Annotated in this window: 18 protein-coding genes; 7 read left to right on the top strand and 11 right to left on the bottom strand. The window is 62.9% G+C overall.

Annotation, left to right across the window (positions count from 1 at the left end; all coding sequences use genetic code 11):
- Positions 1-59: 59 nt before the first annotated feature.
- The gene (proS, locus tag DV706_RS09195) at positions 60-1,547 is read right to left on the bottom strand and encodes a proline--tRNA ligase (RefSeq protein WP_006064916.1); all 1,488 of its coding nucleotides are present in this window, start codon (positions 1,545-1,547) and stop codon (positions 60-62) included.
- Between the two features lie 131 nt (positions 1,548-1,678).
- Between proS and DV706_RS09200 the strand changes: the two genes are divergently transcribed.
- Positions 1,679-2,650, top strand: coding sequence for a quinone oxidoreductase family protein (locus DV706_RS09200; RefSeq protein WP_049889662.1), 972 nt, complete (start codon positions 1,679-1,681; stop codon positions 2,648-2,650).
- Between the two features lie 359 nt (positions 2,651-3,009).
- Here the strand turns inward: DV706_RS09200 and DV706_RS09205 are convergent, their stop codons facing one another.
- The 5 genes from DV706_RS09205 to DV706_RS09225 form a co-directional block, all read right to left on the bottom strand.
- Positions 3,010-3,354: a hypothetical protein gene (locus tag DV706_RS09205; RefSeq protein ID WP_006064914.1), complete on the bottom strand. Its 345-nt coding sequence runs from the start codon at positions 3,352-3,354 to the stop codon at positions 3,010-3,012.
- A 250-nt stretch (positions 3,355-3,604) separates the two neighbouring features.
- Positions 3,605-4,114, bottom strand: coding sequence for an 8-oxo-dGTP diphosphatase (locus DV706_RS09210; protein WP_006064913.1), 510 nt, complete (start codon positions 4,112-4,114; stop codon positions 3,605-3,607).
- Positions 4,115-4,164: 50 nt separating this feature from the next.
- A complete protein-coding gene (locus DV706_RS09215) occupies positions 4,165-7,821 on the bottom strand; it encodes a UvrD-helicase domain-containing protein (protein WP_006064912.1) in 3,657 nt (1,218 codons plus the stop codon).
- Entirely contained in the window at positions 7,814-8,857 is a 1,044-nt protein-coding gene (locus tag DV706_RS09220) for a PD-(D/E)XK nuclease family protein (protein WP_006064911.1), read from the bottom strand. The genes DV706_RS09215 and DV706_RS09220 overlap by 8 nt, the downstream gene beginning before the upstream one ends.
- Positions 8,850-11,084, bottom strand: a complete 2,235-nt coding sequence (locus DV706_RS09225; RefSeq protein WP_136350850.1) for a hypothetical protein — start codon at positions 11,082-11,084, stop codon at positions 8,850-8,852. The genes DV706_RS09220 and DV706_RS09225 overlap by 8 nt, the downstream gene beginning before the upstream one ends.
- A 113-nt stretch (positions 11,085-11,197) precedes the next feature.
- Here DV706_RS09225 and DV706_RS09230 point away from each other — a divergent pair, with 113 nt between their 5' ends.
- Entirely contained in the window at positions 11,198-11,602 is a 405-nt protein-coding gene (locus DV706_RS09230; protein ID WP_006064907.1) for a CBS domain-containing protein, read from the top strand.
- 8 nt (positions 11,603-11,610) lie between these two features.
- Here DV706_RS09230 and DV706_RS09235 read toward each other — a convergent pair whose 3' ends face one another.
- Complete coding sequence (locus DV706_RS09235) at positions 11,611-11,988, bottom strand: hypothetical protein (RefSeq protein WP_006064906.1); 378 nt, start codon at positions 11,986-11,988, stop codon at positions 11,611-11,613.
- Positions 11,989-12,090: 102 nt separating this feature from the next.
- Positions 12,091-12,507, bottom strand: coding sequence for a hypothetical protein (locus DV706_RS09240; RefSeq protein ID WP_006064905.1), 417 nt, complete (start codon positions 12,505-12,507; stop codon positions 12,091-12,093).
- Positions 12,508-12,656: 149 nt separating this feature from the next.
- On the opposite strand from DV706_RS09240, the gene DV706_RS09245 reads away from it, so the two are divergent.
- Positions 12,657-12,845: a hypothetical protein gene (locus DV706_RS09245; protein ID WP_006064904.1), complete on the top strand. Its 189-nt coding sequence runs from the start codon at positions 12,657-12,659 to the stop codon at positions 12,843-12,845.
- Between the two features lie 105 nt (positions 12,846-12,950).
- Here the strand turns inward: DV706_RS09245 and uvrA are convergent, their stop codons facing one another.
- Entirely contained in the window at positions 12,951-15,914 is a 2,964-nt protein-coding gene (gene uvrA, locus DV706_RS09250) for an excinuclease ABC subunit UvrA (RefSeq protein WP_006064903.1), read from the bottom strand.
- A gap of 204 nt (positions 15,915-16,118) precedes the next feature.
- On the opposite strand from uvrA, the gene DV706_RS09255 reads away from it, so the two are divergent.
- On the top strand, positions 16,119-16,622 hold the full coding sequence (locus DV706_RS09255) for a hypothetical protein (protein WP_006064902.1): 504 nt from the start codon (positions 16,119-16,121) through the stop codon (positions 16,620-16,622).
- A gap of 200 nt (positions 16,623-16,822) precedes the next feature.
- Positions 16,823-19,093: a hybrid sensor histidine kinase/response regulator gene (locus DV706_RS09260; RefSeq protein ID WP_006064901.1), complete on the top strand. Its 2,271-nt coding sequence runs from the start codon at positions 16,823-16,825 to the stop codon at positions 19,091-19,093.
- 17 nt (positions 19,094-19,110) lie between these two features.
- Here the strand turns inward: DV706_RS09260 and DV706_RS09265 are convergent, their stop codons facing one another.
- Positions 19,111-19,944, bottom strand: coding sequence for a universal stress protein (locus DV706_RS09265; protein ID WP_006064900.1), 834 nt, complete (start codon positions 19,942-19,944; stop codon positions 19,111-19,113).
- Positions 19,945-20,121: 177 nt separating this feature from the next.
- Entirely contained in the window at positions 20,122-21,246 is a 1,125-nt protein-coding gene (locus DV706_RS09270; protein WP_006064899.1) for an aminotransferase class V-fold PLP-dependent enzyme, read from the bottom strand.
- A gap of 157 nt (positions 21,247-21,403) precedes the next feature.
- Here DV706_RS09270 and DV706_RS09275 point away from each other — a divergent pair, with 157 nt between their 5' ends.
- Both DV706_RS09275 and DV706_RS09280 read left to right on the top strand, forming a co-directional pair.
- Positions 21,404-22,177, top strand: a complete 774-nt coding sequence (locus DV706_RS09275) for a hypothetical protein (RefSeq protein ID WP_006064898.1) — start codon at positions 21,404-21,406, stop codon at positions 22,175-22,177.
- A 271-nt stretch (positions 22,178-22,448) separates the two neighbouring features.
- Positions 22,449-22,919, top strand: coding sequence for a cupredoxin domain-containing protein (locus DV706_RS09280; RefSeq protein WP_006064897.1), 471 nt, complete (start codon positions 22,449-22,451; stop codon positions 22,917-22,919).
- Positions 22,920-22,921 lie beyond the last annotated feature (2 nt).

A 22,921-nucleotide genomic window follows, 5' to 3' on the forward strand; every position in this document is an offset into this window, starting at 1 on the left:
ATGTGTACACTCCGTCAAACAGACCGGCGAATCTCCCCTTCGATCTCCGGATGTCGGTCTCAGTACGACTTCGCGAAGTAGGCGATTTCCTCCGCCGATTCGCCACAGACCGCACACGTCGCGTCGTCGTCCTCGGGGGCTTTCGGCTTGGCCGCTGTCTGGCCGCCCTCTTCTTCGAGGGGTTGCATGACGATCTCGGCGGCGACTTTCTCCTTGATCGCCTCCTCACACGCTTCGTCACCACACCACGGCACCTTCACGTAGCCGCCGTGTTTGCCAATCGTCCCCATGATCTCCTCGGGGCTGTCGGCCGTCCGGACGTTCTCCTCTAGGTTCTCCTCGGCGGTGGCGTACAGCTTGGCGTAGACGGTTTCGAGGTGGTCGTCGACGCTCTCGACGATCTCGGCGCGGTCCTCGACGGCCTCCTCGTTGTCGGGGCGATGAACCAGCGTGACCTCCTCGTCTTCGACCTCGTAGGGACCGATCTCGAGGCGAAGCGGCACGCCGTTTAGCTCGTGTTCGTTAAACTTGAATCCGGGATTGCGCTCGTCGCGGTCGTCGAGTTCGACGCGGAATCCGGCCGCCTCGAGGTCGTCGGCGATGTTCTGGGAGTACTCGAGGACGTCGTCTTTGGTATCGTCCTGCCAGATGGGGACGATGACGACTTGCGTCGGCGCGATCGTCGGCGGGAGCACGAGCCCCTGATCGTCGGAGTGAGTCATGATCAGCGCGCCGATCGCTCGCCAGGAGAGGCCCCACGAGGTGGTGTAGGCCGTCCGCTCTTCCTCGTCTTCGTCGGCGAACGTGATGTCGAACGCCTCGGCGAAGCTCTGGCCGAGATTGTGACTCGTCGCCCCCTGAACGGACTTGCCGTCGGGCATCAGCGCTTCGACCGTCGTCGTCGTGTCGGCGCCGGGGAACTTATCATGTTCTGGCTTCTTGCCGCGCAGGACCGGGATCGCCAGCACGTCCTCGTAGAGGTTCTCGTACTGACCGAGTCGAGTCCAGACCTCATCCCAGGCACCCTCGTTCGAGGCGTGGGCCGTGTGGCCTTCCTGCCACATGAACTCCTTCGTCCGGAAGAACGGCTTCGTCTCCGTCGCCTCCCAGCGAACGACCGAACACCACTGGTTGAGCCGCAGCGGCAGGTCGCGGTGGCTGCGGGTCCAGTCGGCCATGAAGGGCGCGATGATCGACTCGCTGGTCGGTCGAACGGCAAGTCGCTCCTCGAGTTCGTCGTGGCCGCCGTGGGTCACCCACGCGACCTCGGGGTCGAAGCCTTCGACGATGTCCTTCTCGCGCTCTAAGAAGCTCTCGGGGATGAACATCGGGAAGTAGACGTTGTCGACGCCAGTCGCTTTGAACTCGCTGTCGAGGGCGTCCTGAATGCCCTCCCACAGCGCGTAGCCACGCGGCTTCGTGACGATAAAGCCGCCCATCGGGGCGTAATCCGCGAGACCTGCCTTCTGGACGACCTCGGCGTACCAGTCGCCGGGCTTGTGCGATTTCGACTCGGTGATACCGAGTTCTTGACTCTCGTCGCTCATTGTGTCGATATGCAGTCAGCGCGGGCTTAAACCATGCGAAGGCAGATCCACCCTGAAAACGGGGCGAGAACGGCCGGTCAGTTCATTCCGGTTCTCGGAGCTTTATGCAGGTGTGTGACACAGAACTGGACATGAAAGCGATTCAGGTAGCCGACTACGGCGACAGCGACCAACTCGAGCTCGTCGACGCCGACCTGTCGGAGCCAGGTCCGGGAGAGGTCCGCCTCGAGGTCGAGGCAGCGGGGATCAACTTCGCGGACATCATGCAACGCCGTGGCGTCTACCCCGGCGGTCCCGACGCACCGTATCATCCCGGCATGGAGGCTGCGGGCACGATCGACGCGACCGGGGAGGGCGTCGGCCTGGACGAGGGCGATCGCGTCGTCGCGATGCTCAACGGCGGCGGCTACGCCGAGTACGCGACCGCGAACGCACAGATGCTCTTCCCGATTCCCGAGGGGATGGGCTTCGAGGAAGCCGCCGGCTTCCCCGTCCAGTTTCTCACCGCCCACAGCTGTCTGTTCGAGTGGGGCGGCCTCGAGGAAGACGAGTCGGTCCTGATCCAGGCCGCTGCGGGCGGGGTCGGCACGGCCGCGGTCCAACTCGCTTCGAACCACGGCGCGGAGGTATTCGGTACCGCGAGCACACAGGAGAAACTCGATCTCGCCGCCGAGTTGGGCTGCGACCATCCGATCAACTACACCGAGACCGACTTCCGCGAGGTCGTCGACGACGAAACCGACGGCGAGGGCGTCGACCTCGTCTTGGAGAGCGTCGGCGACGACGTCTTCGAACGCAGTCTCGACGCGATGGCCCACTTCGGCCGCATGGTCACCTACGGCGTCGCCAGCGGCGTTCCAGCCGCAGCCGAAAACCGCCGCCTGCTGTTCGAGAACAAGTCCGTTTCAGGCTTCCACCTCGGTCAGGCCGCCACCCACGACCCGAGTCGGATCATGAAAGCCGTCCCTGAACTCACCGAGAGCCTGACGACCGGCGACCTCGAGGTTATCGTCGGCGAGTCGTTCGCACTCGAGGACGCAGCCGAAGCCCACCAGTATATCGAGGATCGCAAGAGCTCCGGCAAAGTCGTGTTGAAACCCTAACTTATCGCTTGAGGAGCGTTTTCACGTTCCGGTTTTCGACCACCGCTTCGACCGCTGTCTGCTCTACTGACCTACTTTTCATCCGAAATGCGGAGCGAAACCCCCATCCGGTCAGCAATATACATGAGGCCACCAACGGCTCCGATATAGGTGAGGGCGTTAACTATATCACTCATCATTTCAACCATATCTATCATTAGTTAGTGTTGACGAATGACAGTATCTTATATTTATCTTAGCAAGCGTGGTTTGGTCAGTCAGCAGAATTTCCATAGGTGAATACAGCGCGCATATCGCAAAGAAGCTGCCAAATTAATAGGATCTTAGTCAACATAGTCAAAATTCTGTATGTTGCTGTTCTAAATCTGTATGTCAGTTATAAAAATCTCACCAGATTCGTCCATGTTAATTTCTGCCTGCTGAGTGCCGCTAACATTCGCTGTATTTGCGTGTTCCCCATCAACGAATATCTCAAATGAGCACTCTTCACCCAGCTCTTCTCTGGTGTATGGGATTGATCCGTTTGGCTGGCCATCAGTGATTGATATTTCAACAGTCTCGTCACGACAAGACGGGACAATACGGACGGCTCCTGAAAAATCACCCATGCCCTCAAATCGGATAAACGGGTCCCCTTCATGAAAATATAAATCCTTGTCAGATTCTCCAATACAACCGGCAACTCCGGTTACGCAGGCAGTCATTCCAAGGAATCGACGACGATACATAACTCTGATTTTGTTTAAAATTGCATAGCTCTTGTGAGGAAGGCCTTTGGTTCTAATCAATGAGTGAAACTACTACTGATAGAGTGCTGTATGGATCCTCTATATTCAGCAGTGCGATTCTGATGCCTATCCGAGAGGTGGGTGGCTGCTCCGGTAACGCCTTCGACTGTGCTGACCGTTGAAGCTTGCTCTCCTTCCTCGAGAACGTCCACCGAAGCCCCACCTTCTACTCACGATCGGCCGCAAACGAGACCTCCCACTCGAGGTCGTGCTCGACAAATTCAGCCTCGTCTAGCGGTCGCCCGCCCTCGAATCGAAACTCGCCAGCGACGGTCTCACCCTCGAGGACGCCCGGCAGCCAGAGGTGGTCGTCGTCCCACATCTGGTCGTAGGGGACGTCGTCGATCGCGACCCACTCCGGATACGCTTCGTCCGAGGCGGTCGGCTCGCCCGCGAACGACCGCGTGCGGTAGACGTGACAGAACGTGTGTCCCTCGCCGTCGAGCAGAAAAGTGAGTTCGCCCGCCTTCTCGAGTGCACCGGGTTCGACCTCGAGGCCGACCTCCTCGCGCGTCTCGCGGACGGCACACTCGCGTGGGGTTTCGTCGGCCTCGAGTTTCCCACCGGGGCCGTTGTACCACCCTTCGCCGAGGCCGCGTCGCTTCTCGATCAAGAGCACCGCCGTCTCACCCTCACTTCCTTCCCGCATCGGAAAACACAGCGTCGTCTCGCGCATATCCCAGCGTTCGCCTGCGGTGGGATAAGGGTGTTCGCTCTCGAGTGCGGTCAGTCGTCGCTCGAGATGGGCAGTTCGGTGTATTCCTCAGGCGCACAGCCAAGCGACTGATGCGGGCAGTACTGACAGTGTTCGCCCGGCGTCGTCTCCTCGAGCGAGGGGTCGTCGACTGACATAAGCGTCTCGCGGACGACCGACCACGACGGGAGATCGTCGGGGTCGATGAGATCGACGCGCGGTCCGTCGACGTCGCCGACGTAGACGTAGCCGACGACCGAGAGTGGTTCGTCGAAGCGTTGCTCGCAGGCGCGGGCGTACAGCGCTAGCTGGGTGGCGTCGGTGGGGTCGATCCGCTCGGCCGTCGCCTTGTAATCGAGGACGGCGAGGTCGCCGTCGGGTGTCCGCCGGATCGAGTCGATGTAGCCCACGAGGCTGCCGGTGACGCCGTCGATTGCCTCGAGCATGAACGGCAGTTCCGCGGCGACTGGCTCCCAGTCAGCGACCGGGTCGTCGAACGCGGGCGCACTCGCCTCGAAGTAGCGCCTGATGCAGGCGACCACGGCCTCGCGGTGCTCGAGCAGATCACGCGCGGTCAGCTGTCGGATGGCGGCCGTCTGCCACTCCTCGCGGGTTCGGTACTCCCGGTAGAACGCTTCCTCGGCGATGTCGTGAAAGAGCGTGCCGACGAGCCGCGAGTGCGTCCCGTCAGTCGGTCCGACACCAGGCATCGACCCTCGCGGATCGTCGGTCGCCCGCACGACATGGTCAAGGTAGTGCTTTCGCGGGCAGGTGTCGTACGTTTCCATCGCCGTGTAGCTGTGGCGCATCGCGACCGGCAGCTCGGTCGCGTTCGAGAGCGTTTCGACGGGGAACCGAACTGTCTCAGTCGTCAGCGCGGACGCCCGGCGACCGCCCGGCACCGATCGCGTCACTCCCTCGAGTTCGTGCTCGAGTCCCCCGAAACTCGCCGCGTCGGCTGCTGGTAGCAACACCCCCTTGCGAAGCAACCGGCCGAGTTTGTGGACCGTCCGAATCGCCTCGCGCGTCTCGAGGGGTTCGTGCGGGCGGTCGTCGTAGCCGGCGTAGTAGGTGATGGTTCCCGGACTACGGGTGGCCGACAGCGCAATCTCGTCGGTTCGGTCGACGACAGTTTCTGGATAGGTGTCCTGTACGCGATCGAAACTCGCCCGCAGCGACGCCCAGAGGTTCATCCGCTGGCCCGTCACGGACCACTCGATCTCGCTTGCCAGACACGCATCGGCGGTCGACGCTGCGAGTTCGTCCTCCTCGCCGTCGTAGTCGTACTCGGAACCGAAGACGAACAGGTGGTTCTCGGCGCGGGTGAGCGCGACGTGTAACACGCGCCACTCCTCGCCGACCGTCTCGGTCGCGAGGTCGGCACACAGCGGCGAGTCGATCCCGTCGTCGAGTGCTGCCGCGAGCAGGCGGTACTGGGCTCGCTCGGCGTAATCGCGCTCGACACACCACTCCTCGTCGGAGAGGTAGGGGACGAGGACGGTATCAAACTCGAGGCCTTTGGCCTGGTGGACCGTCATCACGTCGACCGAATCGGTCGACTGCGTGCCCCGCGTCCGATCGGTGCCGGTGCCCTCGAGCGTTCCCTCCAGTGCGTCGACAAACCGTGGCGTCAGCGTCTCGATCACCGAGTCGGCGGTATACGCCTCGACGAAGCGCTCGACGCGCTCGAGTTCCTCACGCTCCTCGCTCGTCAGGAACCACTCGAGTCGCGTCAGCTCACGGAAGCGGCTGAAAAAGCCGGAGAGTGGGTAGACGTCACGGAGCGTTTCGAGTGTCTCGAGGTGGTCGCGCGCTCGCTCGAGCCGGTCGGGGGACTCGAGGATCGTTGAATCGATCCTCATCACGGCATCGTACAGCGTCCCCTCCTGTCGCTGGAGCGTCGCGAGATCGGTTTCGCCGAGTCGATACCGGTAAAACAGCACACGGCGGAGATGGGCGTCGGCATCGGAATCGACGAGCACGCGCAGGTACGACAGCAGCGTCCGGATGCCCGGCTGGATCTCGCCGCGTGGCGAGCCCGAAATCTCGTAGGGGATCTGGCGGTCTCGCAGTTCGTCGGCGACCGCCTGCGCGTGGCGGTTCGTTCGCACGATGACCGCGATGTCCTCGAGCGTACGCTGGGGGACGTTCTCTGCGTCGTCGTTGAGCAGCCGCGAGACGGTCGTCGCGACCTGTTCGGCCGTCGAGCGGTCGATTTTGTCGCTTTCGATTTTGACGACACGATCCGGTGGCTGGCGTTCCGTTCCAGCGCTGTCCTCGTCGTCAGTCCCGTACTCGCCGGGTGTGCGCCCGTCTTCGCGCAGTGTCTTCGTCGACTGGGGACCGTACTCACAGTGATTCGTCAGATCCAGGATCTCCTGTCGCGAGCGGAAGTTGAGTTCGAGTTCGATCGCCTCGTGGTCGTCGTAGGCGTCGGCGAGCCTGTCAAGCCCTTCCCGATCGGTGCCTCGCCAGCCGTAAATCGCTTGATCTTTGTCACCAATAGCCAGCAAGTCGGGCCTGTCAGGGCCGTCGGTCAGTTCGGTGATGAGCGCGAACTGCGTCTCGTCGGTATCCTGGAACTCGTCGCAGTAGACGTCGGTCCACTGGCTCGTGATCTCGTCGGCGATCGCGGGATCGTCGAGCAGTTCCGTCGCCGTTCGCACCAGTTCGTCGAAATCGAGCGTCCGCTCGCGCTCGAGGTAGTCGTGATAGTCGGCGTACGCGTCAGTGTAGTGACGCGCGAGACGCAGGAACTCGATGTAGTGTTTCAGCCGCCCGAACGGGCTCTGTTCGATCCGATTTGTCGCTGTCCGCCAGATCTCGTTGCCGAACAGGGCTCGTGGAAGCTGTTTGGTCGTCGGATCAGCCAGCGAGAGCACGTCGATCGTGTTCGTCACACAGCCCTGGAGAACCCGGAGATAGCGCTCGACGTCGCGAACGACGTCGTCTTCGCGGAACGCTGCCGGTGCTTCGGCGATCTGCTCGCGACAGAACTCGAGGAGTTTGCCGTAGCCGACCAGTGACTCGGTGGTCGCCTCGAGGTGGTGATCCGCGTTGAAATATCGAAGCGACTCGTTGTCAAAGGAGAGTTCGGCGCTTGCTCGGCGCTCGAGCCGGAGGACGAACTCGTTGCAGAGCTCGAGGGTGCGGACAGCTGGCAGCTGTGCCTGTAGCTCGTCGGGGGTGATGTCTTCCTGGCTCATCGACTGGATGAACCGGTCGACGTCGGCGGCGAACTCCTCGGGTGTGCCGTCGCCACGCACTGACGCGGCCGCGAAGTCGTAGTCGTTCTCGGCGAGCAGTCGGCCGACGATCCGCCGGCGTTTGCGTTCTGTGATCACGTCGAACTCGGGCGAGTAGCCGAGGTAGTAGGCGTACTCCCGGACCAGCCGGTAACAAAACGAGTGGTAGGTGTAGACATCGATCGCCGCGGCGGCCTCGGGGTCGAGGCGCTCGGCGACCGCATCACGGATGCTGCCGGCGGCTTCGTTCGCGAACGTCAACACCAGAATGTCGTCGGGATCGACGTCACCGCGTTCGATCGCGTGCTCGATCCGCATGAGCATCGTCGTCGTCTTCCCGGTTCCCGCGCCGGCGTCGACGGAGGTACAGGCTGCCCGGCTGTCGATGACGGCCTGTTGGTTCCCTTTCGGCTCGTCGACGGCCTGCGCTCGACGTTCACCCATCGAACTGCACCTCCTGGGCGATGTACTCCTGACAGCAGACCGTGTACGAACAGTCCGGACAGGCGTGGCTCGAAATTGACTCCCAGCGGTCGGTCGGATCGAACGCGCCTGTGGCCAGGCGGCCGGCGACAGTCGCCAGCCGATCGTCGACGGTTCGATTGCGGTGTTCGTGTGTCATGCCAAACGTGTGGTGGTCGATGTAGACGTCGGTCAGATCTGCGACCTCGACGCTCGTTTCGACGGTTTTGCGAGCCCAGTTGACTGCCGTCTGCGAGCGGTCAGCGAGCGGAATCCGGACGTACCGGCAGGTTCGGTCCTCGAGGCCCAGCCGCCGACAGTGGTTGCGAAGCCCGTCGATGACGACGGCGGTTTCGAACAGTGCGCCGACGAACGCCGGCTCGAAGACGTCCGCGTCGGGGTCGAAGTGGTCGGTAAACTGCTCGGCGACGGCCCCCTCCCACTCCGGTCGGTAACGAAGCAGGCCGAGCGATCTGAGCGTCGGGACGAACTGGACGCCGACGATCGCGGAGCCATCGGCGTAGACGTAGTCGACGCTCGCGTCGATCGACACCGTCGTTTCGTCCGTTTCTGGAACCGATACCGTACTCGAGAGCGAAAGCCCCGGCCCGATCACGGCTCCCTCGGTCGCCTCCGACGCCAGTTGTTCGATCCCGGCCGCGTGGTCGATGCCGACGCGGTCGACGTACGCTGTCGCGGTCGCCTCGAGCACGCGTCGTTCGTGGCGTCGCTGGGCCAGCGAGTGAAACGGCTCGTCGTGGCCGTCCCATAGCGCCTCGAGTCGCGTTTTGATGGCGTCTTCGAGGGCCTCACGGTCGGGATCGCCACGTCGAAGCCCGTCACAGATCGCCGTCCGCAAGAGAGCAACGCGGTCGTCGATTGTGGTGTCGTCGTCGCTGCCAGCGAGGCCGTGGTCGTGGGCGAACTCGTACCGGCGCGGACAGTGGAGATACGTCTCGAGGCCGTCGACCGTCAGTTCCATCGCGTCGGCCTCGTCGTCGCGGGCGGGCTCACTCATTGCGAATCACCTCCCCTGCAGCGAACTCGAACTGCGAGCGCACTGCTTCGGCGAGGTCGTCGTCGATGTCGCCCGCCTCGAGGACGACCGCGATCTCCTCGAACAGCTCCTCAGTCGTTCCGAGGTCGGCCTCACCGCCCGTACTCGCTTCCCGGAGGATTCGCTCGAGTTCGCCGTGGGGCTGGGCGAGCAGCGCCTCGAGGGCGTTCGTCTCGCCATGGATCGCCGCCGTCGGCTCGTCGTCGACGCTCGTCAGCTCGAGGCCGGGCGTCGAGTCGAGCAGGTGCAGGTAGCGCGACTCGTCGTACGTTCGGCGCAGTCCGCCGGCGCCGCGTTCGTACGAACAGCAGTAGAGCTGCGTGCGGGCGGCTCGAGAGGCGAGGGCGAGCCGTCGCCGAGAGCGCTGGGCGTGGTACGTTTCGAAGGGGTCGCCGACGCCCTCGGGCGCGACGGTGGAAAACGTCGCCGTCAGTTCGGCGGATGAGGGATCGGTGACGGCCGGATACGTCGGCATCTCGCGTAGCCACACCGTCGGGAACAGCTGGGTGAGAAACTGCTCGCCGGGGTAGCTGTCGTCGGTCAGATCGAGCAGGAAGACGGCCTCCCGCGCGTCGTATTTGAGGTCGTCGACGGCACAGACCGTGACGCCGCCGGTTGGCGGCTGCGTGTCGACCGCGTGGACGTAGGGGGCGTCGTACTGGATGGTTCGTCGGAGCATCCGTCGCAGTCCCTGCCAGTCCGGGCCGACGAGATCCGTCTCCTCGACGAATCGGGCGATCTCGAGCACCCGACGGATGCCTTCGTACTGTTCGCGTGCGTCGACCCACGCCTCGTCGCGGGCGATGCGTCCTTTCAAATCCGTCCGGTGGAGCCACCGCTCGAGCGATCGGGAGACGCTCGAGCCGGCACACGACTCGAGTAGATCGGGCGAGAACTCTTCGACGCGAGCCTGCAGTCGAGCGAGCGAGACGTCGAGCGGATCGCCCGCGTCTCGATCGGACGTGGTTGCGTCGAACAGGTCGCGTCGCCCGGAGCCACGCTCGAGGGCACATTGGAGCGTCACGAACGCGTACAGTTCGTTGACGGCGGGGTCCTCCGCGAGCGAGGGGGTGCCGATCGTCGCCGTTGGGATCCCGGCCTCGCGAAGCTGGGTTCTGGTTTCGGGCACGCGTTCGATCCGTGGCACTGCGACGGCGACGTCGTCGTACGTCCAGTCGTGGCGACCCCGGAGGGCCTGGATCTCGGTGGCGACGCGTTTGACCTGTCCACGTGCGGTTCGAGCACGGATTCGGCGTGCCCGACTCGGTGCCTGCTCGGTGGCTTCATCCGCGCTCGCTGCCGACGGTGATGTTCCCGTCGCCAGAAACCGCGTTATTGCCCGGTGTGGCGGCTCGCTGTTCTCGCCGTCTTCGAGCCCCGTCTCGAGCACCTCCACCGCGAGGCCGTCGCCGACGTGGTCCTCGATACGGCCGGGTTCGACACGCGTGCGTTCGACGCTGGCGTGGCGCTCGCCCAGACAGACGAGCTCCGCATCGTGGGTGAGCGCTCCGAGATAGCGCCGGTCGAGTCGCCGGTACTCTTCGAACTCGACGGCGAGAACGGCATCGACCGAGTCGGTTACTCTGGTTTGTAGCCCGTCGGCGTCCGCCTCGAGCAAGTCGACGGTCCGCGGGACCACGTCCGCCCGCTCGACGTAACCTCGGGCCTCGAGTTCGGCGTGGAACCGGTCGTTCATCGCATAGAGGAAGGCCAGACAGTCGTGTGGCTCGGCCTCGAACTCGTCGCGTCGAAGCCGCTGGCGGGTCGCCTCGAGCAACAGTTGTCCGACGTCGCGAGCGAAGCTCTCGTGGCTCGCCGCGCGCTCGAGGTAGTCCGGCACGTCGCGGCTGGCGCCGTCGATAACCAGCGAGATGAGTTCGATCCGCTCTTCGTACTCGAGGCGATCCAGCGTCGGATCGTACTCCTCGAGCACTTTCGAGGCGTGTTCGGGCAACGACTCGACACGTGGCGAGCGCGGGGTGCCGCTGGTCGCGTCGACCCCGGAAAGGGCGTCGGTCAGTGACTCGAGGCCCGCCGGGTGTCGTTTCAGGACGAGGACGTTCCGGGGGCCGTACTCGTCGGCGAGGGCGGCGTATTCGGACGCGATCCGCTCGAAAAGGGCGTCGCTGGGAACGGGTTCGGAAAGGAGTTTGCAGGTACCCTCGAGCGGGGCTGGAGGAGACGCCATCAGTTGATCTGTCCCTCAGTATGGCCGAGTTGGTATTTAAACCTGCGGCGGCTGCCTGATCGACGCCCTGCCGCATTGACAATCCTTATCACGTATACGCCAGACAACCATTCATGGACGATATTTTCGTTGCGCGAATCATGTCTTCGTCGGTACATACGGTCTCACCGGACACGCTCGTCGAGGACGCCGGGAAGCTGATGCTCGAGGAGGACATCGGCTCGGTGATGGTCGTCGACGAGGACAACCAACTTGCGGGCATTCTGACGACGACGGACTTCGTGCAGATCGTCGCCGAACGCAAGCCCAAAGATCAGACGCCGGTCTCGACGTACATGACTCAGGACGTGATCACGGTCTCCGCACAGGACGATATCCGTGACGCTGCGGACGTGATGGTCGAACACGGCTTCCACCACACCCCTGTCGTCGACGAGGACGAGGGCGTTATCGGGATGCTCACAACCTCCGATCTGACGTCGTACCTCTCGCGTGCGGAGACGCCGAGTCCGGAGTAAGACGTCGCCTAGCGTTCGTCTTCCTGAGTGAGTTCTGTTGTTTCGTCGGCTTCGGTCATCCAGCGGACGGTCTCGTCGAGGTGGTCCCGGAGCGCCCGTGCTTCTGCCGGCGTCAGCGTAACGTCTGCGTGCCCCGTCCCGTGATCGCCAGCCATCGCGTCGATACTCATCACGAGCCGATGGCCTCCGTCGTCTTCGGGTCGAACTGAGACGTCCGCTCGGTCGGGGTAGTCCCGTGGCGGCCCGAACTCGAGGTCAGTCTCGCCGCGGGTGACACCCACCTCGACGCGTTCCGGGTGCTCGAGATCGAACGAGTCTGTCGGATCCTCCGTGATCCGTGTCGGCTCCGACTCCTCGGACTGCTCGTGACTGGTGTCCTCTTGCATAGATACCGATTGGCCCGCAGTTGCCTTGGCTGTATGGCCGAACACAGACCGATGACAGTCTCGTTCGGGCGCCTGTCCGTCAGCATCGGGACAGGATCTGCTTCAGTCGACAGCGAACGTTTCTGCCTCGAGCAGCGCGCCGCCGACCCAGCACTCGCGAGCGAACCACGCGAAGTAGCCCACCACAAGGGCAGTGATGACGGCCTCGAGCGTTCCGAGCCCAGTGATGCCGTCGCCCTCGAGCAGTCCCACGGCGCTGACGGTGGCCCAGCCGACGGCGAGCATCGCGATTGCGACGGCGGCGATGCGGGGCCAGCCGACGGTCACGGAGCCGATCGAGACGCGCTCTCGCGTGCCGGCGGCGAGCATCGACCCGCCAACGGCGACGAGCCACGCCACCAGCGCGACCGTGGTTGGACGCGTCGGCTCGCCGAGGACGAGAAAACTGGCCGCCAGCAAGAGCGTAGCGAAGCCGCCACCGGCGAGTCCGTGGCGAACAACTCGTTTTCGGCTGTTCATTGGGTCGCGTTTCGCCGCCGGCCGCCGTTAACGGTTCGGATCGCTACCCGAACGGCCGATCAGCATCCGCCTCGAGATGGTGAGTCTCGAGCGGCGGTTATCTAGTGTAGCCCGCGACGTTATTAGCGATTGAGGGTAAGAGAGCATCCATGAATGAAAAAGGCACACAAACCATGACCATGTTCATGGGGCTTGGCATCTTCATTTGGTACGTTTCACTGGGAGTCACGGCGAATCCGGTCGTTCGGTTGGCAATCCTCATCGGAGTGGGAGTGGTCGTGCCACTGCTGATCAACGAGTCGAGAACGAAACTGCAGCCTGTAGCCGATCAGCAGTGACCCGACGGCCGTGCCGGACGCTGTTCATACGGACTGCTGTAGTCAATTACCGCCGATCACCAGAGACGGGCCGGTGATCGGCGGTAACTCGTACAGCAGACCGTATCAATCGTCGTCCATCGGCGCCGTCACGGGTTCGACGCGCTCGCCGCGTGGCCCCTCGAGATCCACTTTCGGCAACAGATCACGCAGATAGCGACCAGTGTGGGAGTCCTCGAGGCGGGCGATCTCCTCGGGTGTGCCGGTGGCGACGATTTCGCCGCCGTTCTCGCCGCCCTCGGGGCCGAGGTCGATGACGTGGTCGGCGTTTTTCACGAGATCGAGTTCGTGTTCGATGACGACGATGGTGTTGCCGTTGTCGGTCAACCGGTGGAGGACGTCGATCAGCTTGCGCTCGTCCTCGCTGTGAAGTCCCGTCGTCGGCTCGTCGAGTAAGTAGAGCGTCTCACCCGAATCTTTCTTCCCGAGTTCTTCGGCGAGTTTGATCCGCTGGGCCTCACCGCCGGAGAGGGTTGTCGAGGGCTGTCCAAGCGTCATATAGCCCAGCCCGACGTCTTTCAACAGTTGGAGTCGGCGACGGATCTGACTCGAGGACTCGAAAAAGTCGTAGGCCTCTTCGACTTCCATATCGAGGACGTCCGCGATGGTCTTCCCCTTGTAGGTGACGTCGAGTGTGGCGTCGTTGTAGCGTGCGCCGTCACACTCCTCACAGGGGACGTACACGTCCGAGAGGAAGTTCATCTCGATCTTGACGGTTCCCTGCCCGCCACACTCCTCACAGCGGCCCCCTTTGACGTTAAAGGAGAACCGCCCCTTCTCGTAGCCGCGCTGTTTCGCGAGTTTGGTCGAGGCGAACAGCTCCCGGATGTAGTCGAAGACGTTCGTGTACGTCGCCGGGTTCGACCGTGGCGTGCGGCCGATCGGCGACTGATCGATCAGGCGGACGGTTTCGATCTCCTCGAGTCCCTTGAGGGCGTCGTGGTCGCCCGGAATCACGCTCGTGTTGTTGTTCATTTTGCGGGCGAGGCCTTTGTAGAGTACCTCGTGCATCAGCGTCGATTTTCCGGAGCCCGAGACGCCCGTGATCGCGGTGAAGTTGCCAAGCGGGATGTCGACGTCGACGTCGCCCAGGTTGTGCTGGCGCGCCCCGCGAATCGTCAGCGCCCCGTCGGGATCGCGGCGCTCGTCGGGGACGGGGATCTGCCGGCGGCCGGAGAGATAGTCGCCGGTGACGGAGTCCTCGCAGGCTTTGAGCTCCTCGACGGAGCCGTTGACGACGACCTCGCCGCCGCGTTTGCCGGGACCAGGCCCCATGTCGACGACTTGGTCGGCACGACGCATCGTCTCCTCGTCGTGTTCGACGACGAGCAGGGTGTTGCCCAAATCACGCAGTTCCGCCAGCGTATCAAGCAGCCGGTCATTGTCTCGCTGGTGGAGCCCGATCGAGGGCTCGTCGAGCACGTAGAGGACGCCGACGAGTCCGGAACCGATCTGTGTTGCCAGCCGAATGCGCTGACTCTCGCCGCCCGACAGGGTGGAGGCCTCTCGGTCGAGCGTGAGATACTCGAGGCCGACCTCACACATGAAGCTGAGTCGTGAGCGAATCTCCTTTAATATCTCCTCGGCGATCACCTTCTCGCGCTCGGTGAGGTCGGCTTCCATCGACTCGAAGTGCGCTAAGGCGTCGCCGATACTCATCGCGTTGATCTCGGTGATCGAGGTGTCGTCGACGAGCACGGCCCGGCTCGCGGGCTTCAACCGCGTGCCATCACAGGCCGGACACTCCGTGACCGACATGTAGTCCTCGATGTGTTCGCGAGTCGAGTCGGAGTCGGTCTCGAGATACCGCCGCTCTAAGTTCGGGATAACGCCCTCGAAGCGCTTTTGTTTTCGCCGGGTGCCGTTTTTCGTCTGTCGCTTGAAGACGACTTCGTCGTTCGTGCCGTAGAGAAACGCTTGCTGGATGTCCGCGTCGATCTCCTCGAAGGGTGTCGACAGCGGGATGTCGAAATGCGCTGCGACGGAATCCAGCCGGGTCTGGTAGTACGACCGGTTGTAGCTCCAGGGTTCGAAGACGTGTTTCAGCGGCTTGGAAGCGTCCTGGATGACGAGGTCCTCGTCGACCTCTTTAGTCTCGCCTAACCCCTCACACTCGGGACAGGCTCCGTGGGGCGAATTAAACGAAAACGAGCGCGTCTCGATCTCGGGGACGTCGATCCCACAGTGGGTACACGCCAGATCCTTCGAAAACTCGACGACGAAGCGGTCGTCGTCGTTGGTTTTGTCGCCCAGCGCGCCCGTCTGGCGGGCTTCCTCGCCCAGATCTGCGGCGACCTCTTCGGAGGCATCTGGAAGGATGACCTTCAAGACGCCTTCGGCCTCTTCGAGGGCCGTCTCGACGCTGTCGATGATCCGCGGGCGGTCCTCGACGCTGACTTTCACGCGGTCGACGATGACGTCGATCGTGTGATCGAAGTTCTCGTCCAAGTCGGGTTTCTCGAGCGTGAGGTCGTGTTCCTCGCCGTCGACTTCGACGCGGGCGTACCCCTCCGAGACCAGTTCGTCGAACAGATCCTCGAACGCCCCCTTCTGGTCGCGAACGACGGGGGCGGCGAGTTTGGCCTTGGTTCCCTCGGGGAGCTCGAGGATGCGTTCGACCATGTTCTGGGCCGACTGCTCGCCGACCTCACGGCCACAGTCCGGGCAGTGGGGAGTGCCGACGCGAGCGTAGAGGAGCCGGAGATAGTCGTGGAGTTCCGTCACCGTTCCCACCGTCGATCGGGGGTTGTTCGCGGCGTTTTTCTGGTCGATCGAGATCGCTGGCGAGAGCCCTTCGACGGTCTCGACCTGCGGTTTGTCCATCTGCCCGAGGAAGTTGCGGGCGTAGGCGGAGAGACTCTCGATGTAGCGGCGCTGGCCTTCGGCGTAGATCGTCTCGAACGCCAGCGAGGACTTGCCCGAGCCCGAGAGGCCGGTAACGACGGTAAACTCCTCACGGGGGATCGTCACGTCGAGGTCCTTGAGGTTGTGTTCCTCTGCACCCCGAACCGTGATGTACTCCTTGCTCATGGTTCGGTATCGGCTGGTGGCTGCGTTGGTTCGCGACTCACGGCTCGGTTCATTGTGGATGTATCAGTGGCTGAACGAACTTAACGAGTCTGAAAGGCGAACCGCACGGTATCTGGTAGCACTTCGTTGGTGGCGCTCCAGAGATGCGACACGGCGTGTCGACCGGTCCAAAGTGTCTTCGGCCGGAAGCTCCAAGGGGTGGTCATGAGCGACGACACTGGACCCGGGCTCTCGGTCGACGAATTCGTCGACTACTGTCAGACCCAGGCCGGACTCCTCTCCGGGCGCGTCGAGACGATGCGTGCCGAAGCCAACGACTTGCTCTCCGAGATCGACGCAGAGATGACCGAACTCCGGAGCCGGCTCGAGGACCACACGAAGGCGGTCGAGGGCACCGATGGCCCATCGACGCCACCCGGCCCCGATAACAGCTTCGACGTCGACGCACTCGAGGCTCTCGAGCGTGAGGTCAAAGAAAAACAGCTGCTCGTCGAGGCCAAACAGACGCGGATGGAGCTCTTTCAGGAGCTGGCAGCGGGCTACACCGACCTCGCTGCGGAGTTACAGTCGTCGGTCGATGACGGCGATGCGGCGTTAGAACGGGTGGTCCATTTCGAGGCGGACAACGACGCACCGGCGTACTTTGCGGATCGACAGACGATGGTCGAAGCGGTCACCGAGTCCCGTTCGTCGGCCGATGACGAGTAACTGGTGTTCCCCTCATCGCCTGCTGCGGACGTGATACAGCAACAAGCGTTATTACGCCGTCCTGATTTGCATAGTGCATCCAACATGTCTCTACGCCACACGGTGCAGTCATCTCCGAGCGTCGATACGCGTGGGTTCGAGTCCGTCTCTGGTATTGGCCCCAACCCGATGGCCACCGCTGATGAACTGCATTTCGATCGATGACGGGCCAGATCTGCTGTCTCGTTTCTGAACCGTCCGTTCAACGGGCGCTCGTCGAGTCGCTCACTGAACGACTCACCGATCGCTCGATCACTGCCGTCTCGTCTCCTGCTCAACTGTGCTCGAGGCTCGAGGCGGCGCCGATCGACGGTGTCGTGGTCGGTCACGACGAGTCGGACCTGGATGCCGTTGCCGTTCTCGAGCGGCTTCGTGATCGATACCCAGCCGTTCCCGTCGTCGTCTTCCCTCGAGATGGCTCGGAAGCACTCGCGAGTGCTGTTCTGGGTGCCGGTGGCACCGACTACGTTCGTCGTGTCGACGGCTACGAGACACTTGCTGCGCGCCTCGAGCGGGCAGTCGGTGGCACAGCCACGCACGCGGCTCCCGACTGTTGTGCAGTCCTCGATTCACTCGATGATGCTGTCATCATTTACGAGCCGTCCGATTGTGCGGTTGTCGACGTCAACGAGCGGGTGTGTGACCTTGTCGGCTGTCGACCCCAGGCTGCCTGTCGCTGTTCGCTCGACACACTGCGTACTGGTGGTGTCGACGACGAGACAGTGCAGTCGATTGTGGACCGCACACTCGAGGACGGCACCCAACAGGTCGAATGGCAGTGCCAGACGGCCGATGGCGAACAGTTCTGGGCCGAAATCACGTTCAAACGCGTTCCTCGCGACGGCTCTCCGCTCGTGATTGCACTCTGCAATGACATCTCAGCGCGCAAGCGTCGGCTGCACAGGCTTCGGAGTTTCCAGAACGCAGTCGACCAAGCGGGTCACTCGATCTATATCACGGCGCCCGATGGAACGATTCAGTATGTCAATCCCGCATTCGAGGAGACAACCGGCTACAGCGCTGATGAAGCGATCGGGGCAACGCCCCGACTGCTCAGGTCGGGCGTCCACGAGCAGGCGTTCTATCAAGATCTGTGGAGAACGATTTTGGCTGGTGATGTCTGGGACGACCAGATCGTCAACCGTCGAAAGAACGGGACGGAGTACACTGCCAACCAGACGATCGCCCCGATCACCGACGAGGATGGGGATATCGTCAACTTCGTTGCCGTCAACGCCGATATCTCCGACCAGAAGCGTCGAGAAGCCCAGCTTCGGCAGCTTCACTACGCTGTCCGTGAGTGGATCGAAGCGACGACGCGTGAAGATGTCGCGACACGGACGATCTCTCATCTCGAGGAGTTGCTCGAACACGAACTCACCGCAATCTTCCTGTACGACCCTGCGAGCGCCCAGCTCCGCCCCGCGGCCGTGTCGGCGGCTGCAGATGAGCTGTTCGAGACGCATCCCCGATTCGACGAAGATGAGGGGATCGCCTGGCACGTCTTCGAAACCGGATCGGAAGCGATCTACGACGATGTGCGCCGGGCAGCCGACGCCTACAACCCCGAGACGCCGATCCGGAGCGAGATCGTTCTGCCACTCGGCGACCACGGCGTGTTGTTCGTCGCCTCCCAGACGGTGGCTGCGTTCGACGAAACCGACCACACGGTACTTCGAATCGTCGCCTCGAGTCTCGAGGCGACCTTCGACCGGATCTGTCGCGAACAGACACTCGAGCAGCAGAGAGACCGTTTCGAGAAGTTCGCCCACGTCGTCTCGCATGACCTGCGAAATCCGCTGACCGTTGCGATGGGTGAACTCGAGCGGGCCAGAGAAACCACCAACGACGAGGCCTTCGACCACGTCGTGCAGGCCCACGAACGCATCGCAAACATTATCGACGATCTGCTTCTGCTCGCCCGTGAAGGTCGAGCGATCGACGACCGACAGCCAGTCTCACTCGCCGACGTTGCGTCGAACGCCTGGGATACCGTCGACGCAGCCGGTGTGTCGCTCGAACTCGCGTGTGATCGACGCGTGCTGGCCGACCCAGGGCGGCTCCAGCAGCTGTTCGAGAACCTGTTTCGGAACAGTGTCGAGCATGGCTTGATACGCCCGGACTCACACACTCGACAGGACGCTGTCGAGTGCGACTCGACACACAGTCGGCCACCGGCAGACGACACGGCGTTGACCATCCGTGTCGGCTTCATGGACGATGGCTTCTACGTGGCCGATACCGGCGTCGGCATCCCCGACGCTGAGCGTGAGCGAATTCTCGAGACGGGGTATACGACGGCCGACGACGGGACCGGACTCGGGCTCTCGATCGTCCAGACGATCGTCGACTCCCACGGCTGGTCACTCGAGATCACCGATAGCGAGACGGGTGGGGCACGCTTCGAGATTCATTCGGACGTCGTCGACTGACGCCGCCCCGCCAAGAGTCACTCTTCGGCAGGTGCGCGAACCGTCACCACTGGCGTCGTCGCCGTCCGCAACACGCGCTCTGTGACACTGCCGAGGAGGAGCCGGTCAAGCCCGCTGCGACCGTGTGTCCCCATGACGACCAGATCCGCATCTTCGTCGTCGGTATACTCCCTGATCTGGCGCTGTGTCGAGCCGTGTTGTACCGCTCCCACTGCGTCGACACCCATCTCTTCGGCCTGCTGTACGCCGTCGTCGACGACCTGCCGGGCGTACTGTTCGAGTCGCTCGAGTCTGAGATCGTTGCCGTCATCGATCCCGACGGGAGCGACGTCGACGACCGAGAGACAGTGAACGGTCGCGTCGTGGTGTCTTGCAATCTCGAGCGCCTGCTCGAGGGCGGCGTCGGCGTGTCTGCTGCCGTCGACCGGGACGACGAGCGTCTCGAGTGGATATCGCCGCCTGACCTCGGCTGCACCCCGGACGACGAGGACAGGAACGGCCGCATCACGGACGACCGCTTCGGTCACGCTGCCAAGCAGGAGTCGACCAACGCCCCGCCGTCCTCGTGTCCCCATGACGATCGCGTCGACGTCGTGAGTTGCGGCGTACTCGAGGATCGCCTCCTGTGGCTCGCCGGTATGGACTTCGTCGATGACGGGCGCGCCGGTGTCACCCGCCCAGTCGCGGCCCTCCGCAATCGGCTCGCTGGCGTCGGCTGGATCGGCATCCGGATCGATCACATGTAAGATGTGGACAGTCAGGTTCTCTCTGGCAGCGATCTCTCCGGCGTACTCGAGGGCGGCGTTCGCTGGGCCGCTTCCGTCGGTCGGAACGAGGATCCGTTCGAACATACCGTATCGTTGCCACAGAGTCACTTACCCCTTCCCCACCGTTCCCAGTGAACGGGGAGTGCAGGTGACCGCTTTTCAAGCAGCGAGTGCCCGCCGTCGGTGACGGCGTTCATATGGCCTTTGCTTGTGCACACATCGAAACTCGACGAGTTCCGTCGATGTCGATGGGACGCGTCTTCACTCGGGTAGTGAGAGTGCCTCGAGCAGCGTTTCGATGTCCGCTCGAGTGTTGTACGCGTGGACCGATGCTCGGACCGCGTCGTGGCCAGGCAGCGTGCGGACGACGATGTTCTGCTCGGCGAGTCGCTCGACAGTCGTCTCCGGCTCGTCGACGCCGATCGTGACGAGCCCCGATTCGTACGCACGTGGACTCAGCAACTGCCCCTCGGGAACGCCGTCTTTGAGCTGATCTGTGAGCAGTTCGATCCGACTCGTGATCTGCTCGAGACCGACCTCCTCGAAGACCTCGATCGACTCGATCAGGCCGGCGTGGGCGACGGGACTCGCTGTTCCGACCTCGAACCGACGGGCACCGCTCTCATACCGATACGTTGGGGCGTTTGCGTCGACGACGCTCCGGTAGCCGATCGCCGCGGGAACGAGCGCCTGCTCGTCTTCGAGTCCCGGTCGAACGTAGAGAAAGCCAGAGCCGAACGGGCCGACCAGCCACTTGTGACCCGAGCCGACGACGAAGTCCGCCCCCCACTGCTCGACGTCGATCGGGACCTGCCCGGGCGCCTGGACGGCATCGACGAGGACGTGCGCGCCCGAATCGTGGGCGATATCGACGACGTCTGCGATCGGGAGCCGAGTGCCGTGGGTCCAGGTGAGTGAGCTGATACAGCACAGCGTTGCTCCACTCATCGCTGTTTTGACGTCCTCGAGATCGAGTCGGCCGGCCTCGGTCTCGAGGAGCCGCACCTCGACGCCGTACTCGCGTTCGAGACGCTGCCACGGGAGGATTCCTGAGGAGTGCTCGAGGTCGGTTCGGACGACGACGTCGGTTTCGTCCCAGTCGAACGCCGTGGCGACGCGGTTGATCCCGTCGGTCGTACTCTCCGTGAGGGCGATTGCCGTCGACTCGACGTCGAGCAGGCCGGCGACGGCCGCTCGCGCGTCGTCGTAGACGTCGAACGCCGCGGGATACATCCCCTCGGCCGTCGGCGACTCGTACTCGTGGTCCTCGAGGCTCGCTTCGGCTGCCTCGACGACACGACGTGGACTCGGACCGCCAGCTCCCCAGTTCAGATAGGTGCCTGTCTCGAGTGCGGGGATCGTCTCACGCAGTTCCGTAGGCGTCATCACCTGCTCGTTTGCGTTCCGTCGTGTTATACTGTCGGCTGCCACGGTGGTCGCGCTGTGGCAATGCAGTCGTTGCATTCGACTTCCGTTCAGTTCCCGTTGGTCGGCAATTTGGGAATGGTGTTTTATTTGTTGCAGTTGTCAGTCGCTGCTAGCAATGTTCGTCTTCGCGCCGTCGATCACGTTCGATGCAAGCGATCCCGAAACGACGGTTGCAATCGGCCAGTTGGTCGCGTATCTCGCGATTGGTCTGGCTGCGATTGTCCTCCTCTATTACACCTCCGTCTACGTCCGCGACGTCCTCGCGGCCGACGTCAGCGAGGCACAGTGGTACCTGTTCGTCGGGATCGGGGCGGCGATCGTCTACGCTGTCGCCGGGATTGGAACGCTGTTGCTCGAGGCCGACTGGCTCTCCCTGTTCGTGGAGGGTGCAGTGTTGTTTTTCATCCTCTTTCTTGCGCTGGCGATTCGGGCGATGTATCACGCCGAACGGACGGGGCGCGGCCGCTCACAGCTCCTTCCTGCGTGGGCCGATTACGCTGTTATCGCGATCTTCATTGCGGCATGGTGGGGAACCTTCCTCATCGGTGCCGACTGGACGCGTCCGGTCGTCGCGGCTGGCTGGATACTCACCTCCGCGTGGGCGGTTTTCTACGGCGTCCAGACGGTCCGTGTCCATGAGGGGACGACGCTTGCAGCGCTCACTCGACACCTGCTGCCGGCAATCCTCTGTGTTGCCGGTGTCGTCTTCATCGATATCGTGACGGGCGCTCTCGCCGGCTACGACGCCCTCGCTGACGCCGTCTGGATCGTTGGGACGACGCTCGTCGCCGCGTTCCTCTTCGACACCGCCGTCGCCATCCGACAGCAGGGCGGTGAACTCGAGCGACTGTACGACTGGACGACCTGGCGCGAGCAATCGTTGGACTGAGACGGGTTGCTGTCACTGTCTCCCGGAGCGACTGCACGCTGGTTCGCGGTCGCTCCGGAACCGACGGACAGCAGACCGTCTGAGACTCGAGTCTGAGACACCAGTTCGACCGTTTCTCTGGAGTGTTTTTGTGATAGATACAGGAAAAGATGGCAAGAATACTAGCCGATAGTGGTTGTTTTCTCGGCAGAGAACACCAATTCACGTTATCTGCAGGAGTATGTTTCCGCTATCTCGGCTGTTTTGACAAATGGCACCATCTATCATGTAGATGGCTGACGAGACACACAGTCGTCGGGGATACCTGAAATACGCCGGTGCCATCAGTGGGATTGCACTTTCGGGATGTCTCGACGCCGATGCGTCGGATGACGAGTCAAACGGGAACAACGACGACGACGACGCCGGTACGTCGGATGAGTCGGACGACCACGAAGTCATCGCTGGACCGGACGGCGACTGGGAGTTCGATCCCGAGGAACTCACGATTACCGTCGGTGAGACTGTGACCTGGTACTTCGACAGCCCGGGACACAACGTCACGTCCCATCCGGACGCGGACAACGATTGTGAAAACCCGGAGGGAGCAGAGCCGTTCACCTCCTACGACGGGGATAACCACAATGCGGTCATCGAGGAGGGGGAAGAGTTCGAGCATACGTTCGAGGTACCTGGGGAGTACGTGTACGTTTGCACACCACACACCCCACAGATGCGTGGCGAAATATACGTCGAAGAGTGACA

Origin of the sequence: Natronorubrum bangense (assembly GCF_004799645.1) — an archaeon.
Taxonomy (GTDB): domain Archaea; phylum Halobacteriota; class Halobacteria; order Halobacteriales; family Natrialbaceae; genus Natronorubrum; species Natronorubrum bangense.

Coding starts and splice junctions, on each gene's coding strand:
- DV706_RS09225 (WP_136350850.1), bottom strand. CDS start 11,084: ATGGCGTCTCCTCCAGCCCCGCTCGAGGGTACCTGCAAACTCCTTTCC.
- DV706_RS09205 (WP_006064914.1), bottom strand. CDS start 3,354: ATGACTGCCTGCGTAACCGGAGTTGCCGGTTGTATTGGAGAATCTGAC.
- DV706_RS09255 (WP_006064902.1), top strand. CDS start 16,119: ATGAGCGACGACACTGGACCCGGGCTCTCGGTCGACGAATTCGTCGAC.
- DV706_RS09230 (WP_006064907.1), top strand. CDS start 11,198: ATGGACGATATTTTCGTTGCGCGAATCATGTCTTCGTCGGTACATACG.
- DV706_RS09280 (WP_006064897.1), top strand. CDS start 22,449: ATGGCTGACGAGACACACAGTCGTCGGGGATACCTGAAATACGCCGGT.
- DV706_RS09210 (WP_006064913.1), bottom strand. CDS start 4,114: ATGCGCGAGACGACGCTGTGTTTTCCGATGCGGGAAGGAAGTGAGGGT.
- DV706_RS09220 (WP_006064911.1), bottom strand. CDS start 8,857: ATGAGTGAGCCCGCCCGCGACGACGAGGCCGACGCGATGGAACTGACG.
- DV706_RS09245 (WP_006064904.1), top strand. CDS start 12,657: ATGAATGAAAAAGGCACACAAACCATGACCATGTTCATGGGGCTTGGC.
- uvrA (WP_006064903.1), bottom strand. CDS start 15,914: ATGAGCAAGGAGTACATCACGGTTCGGGGTGCAGAGGAACACAACCTC.
- DV706_RS09260 (WP_006064901.1), top strand. CDS start 16,823: ATGACGGGCCAGATCTGCTGTCTCGTTTCTGAACCGTCCGTTCAACGG.
- DV706_RS09270 (WP_006064899.1), bottom strand. CDS start 21,246: ATGACGCCTACGGAACTGCGTGAGACGATCCCCGCACTCGAGACAGGC.
- proS (WP_006064916.1), bottom strand. CDS start 1,547: ATGAGCGACGAGAGTCAAGAACTCGGTATCACCGAGTCGAAATCGCAC.
- DV706_RS09275 (WP_006064898.1), top strand. CDS start 21,404: ATGTTCGTCTTCGCGCCGTCGATCACGTTCGATGCAAGCGATCCCGAA.
- DV706_RS09200 (WP_049889662.1), top strand. CDS start 1,679: ATGAAAGCGATTCAGGTAGCCGACTACGGCGACAGCGACCAACTCGAG.
- DV706_RS09235 (WP_006064906.1), bottom strand. CDS start 11,988: ATGCAAGAGGACACCAGTCACGAGCAGTCCGAGGAGTCGGAGCCGACA.
- DV706_RS09215 (WP_006064912.1), bottom strand. CDS start 7,821: ATGGGTGAACGTCGAGCGCAGGCCGTCGACGAGCCGAAAGGGAACCAA.
- DV706_RS09265 (WP_006064900.1), bottom strand. CDS start 19,944: ATGTTCGAACGGATCCTCGTTCCGACCGACGGAAGCGGCCCAGCGAAC.
- DV706_RS09240 (WP_006064905.1), bottom strand. CDS start 12,507: ATGAACAGCCGAAAACGAGTTGTTCGCCACGGACTCGCCGGTGGCGGC.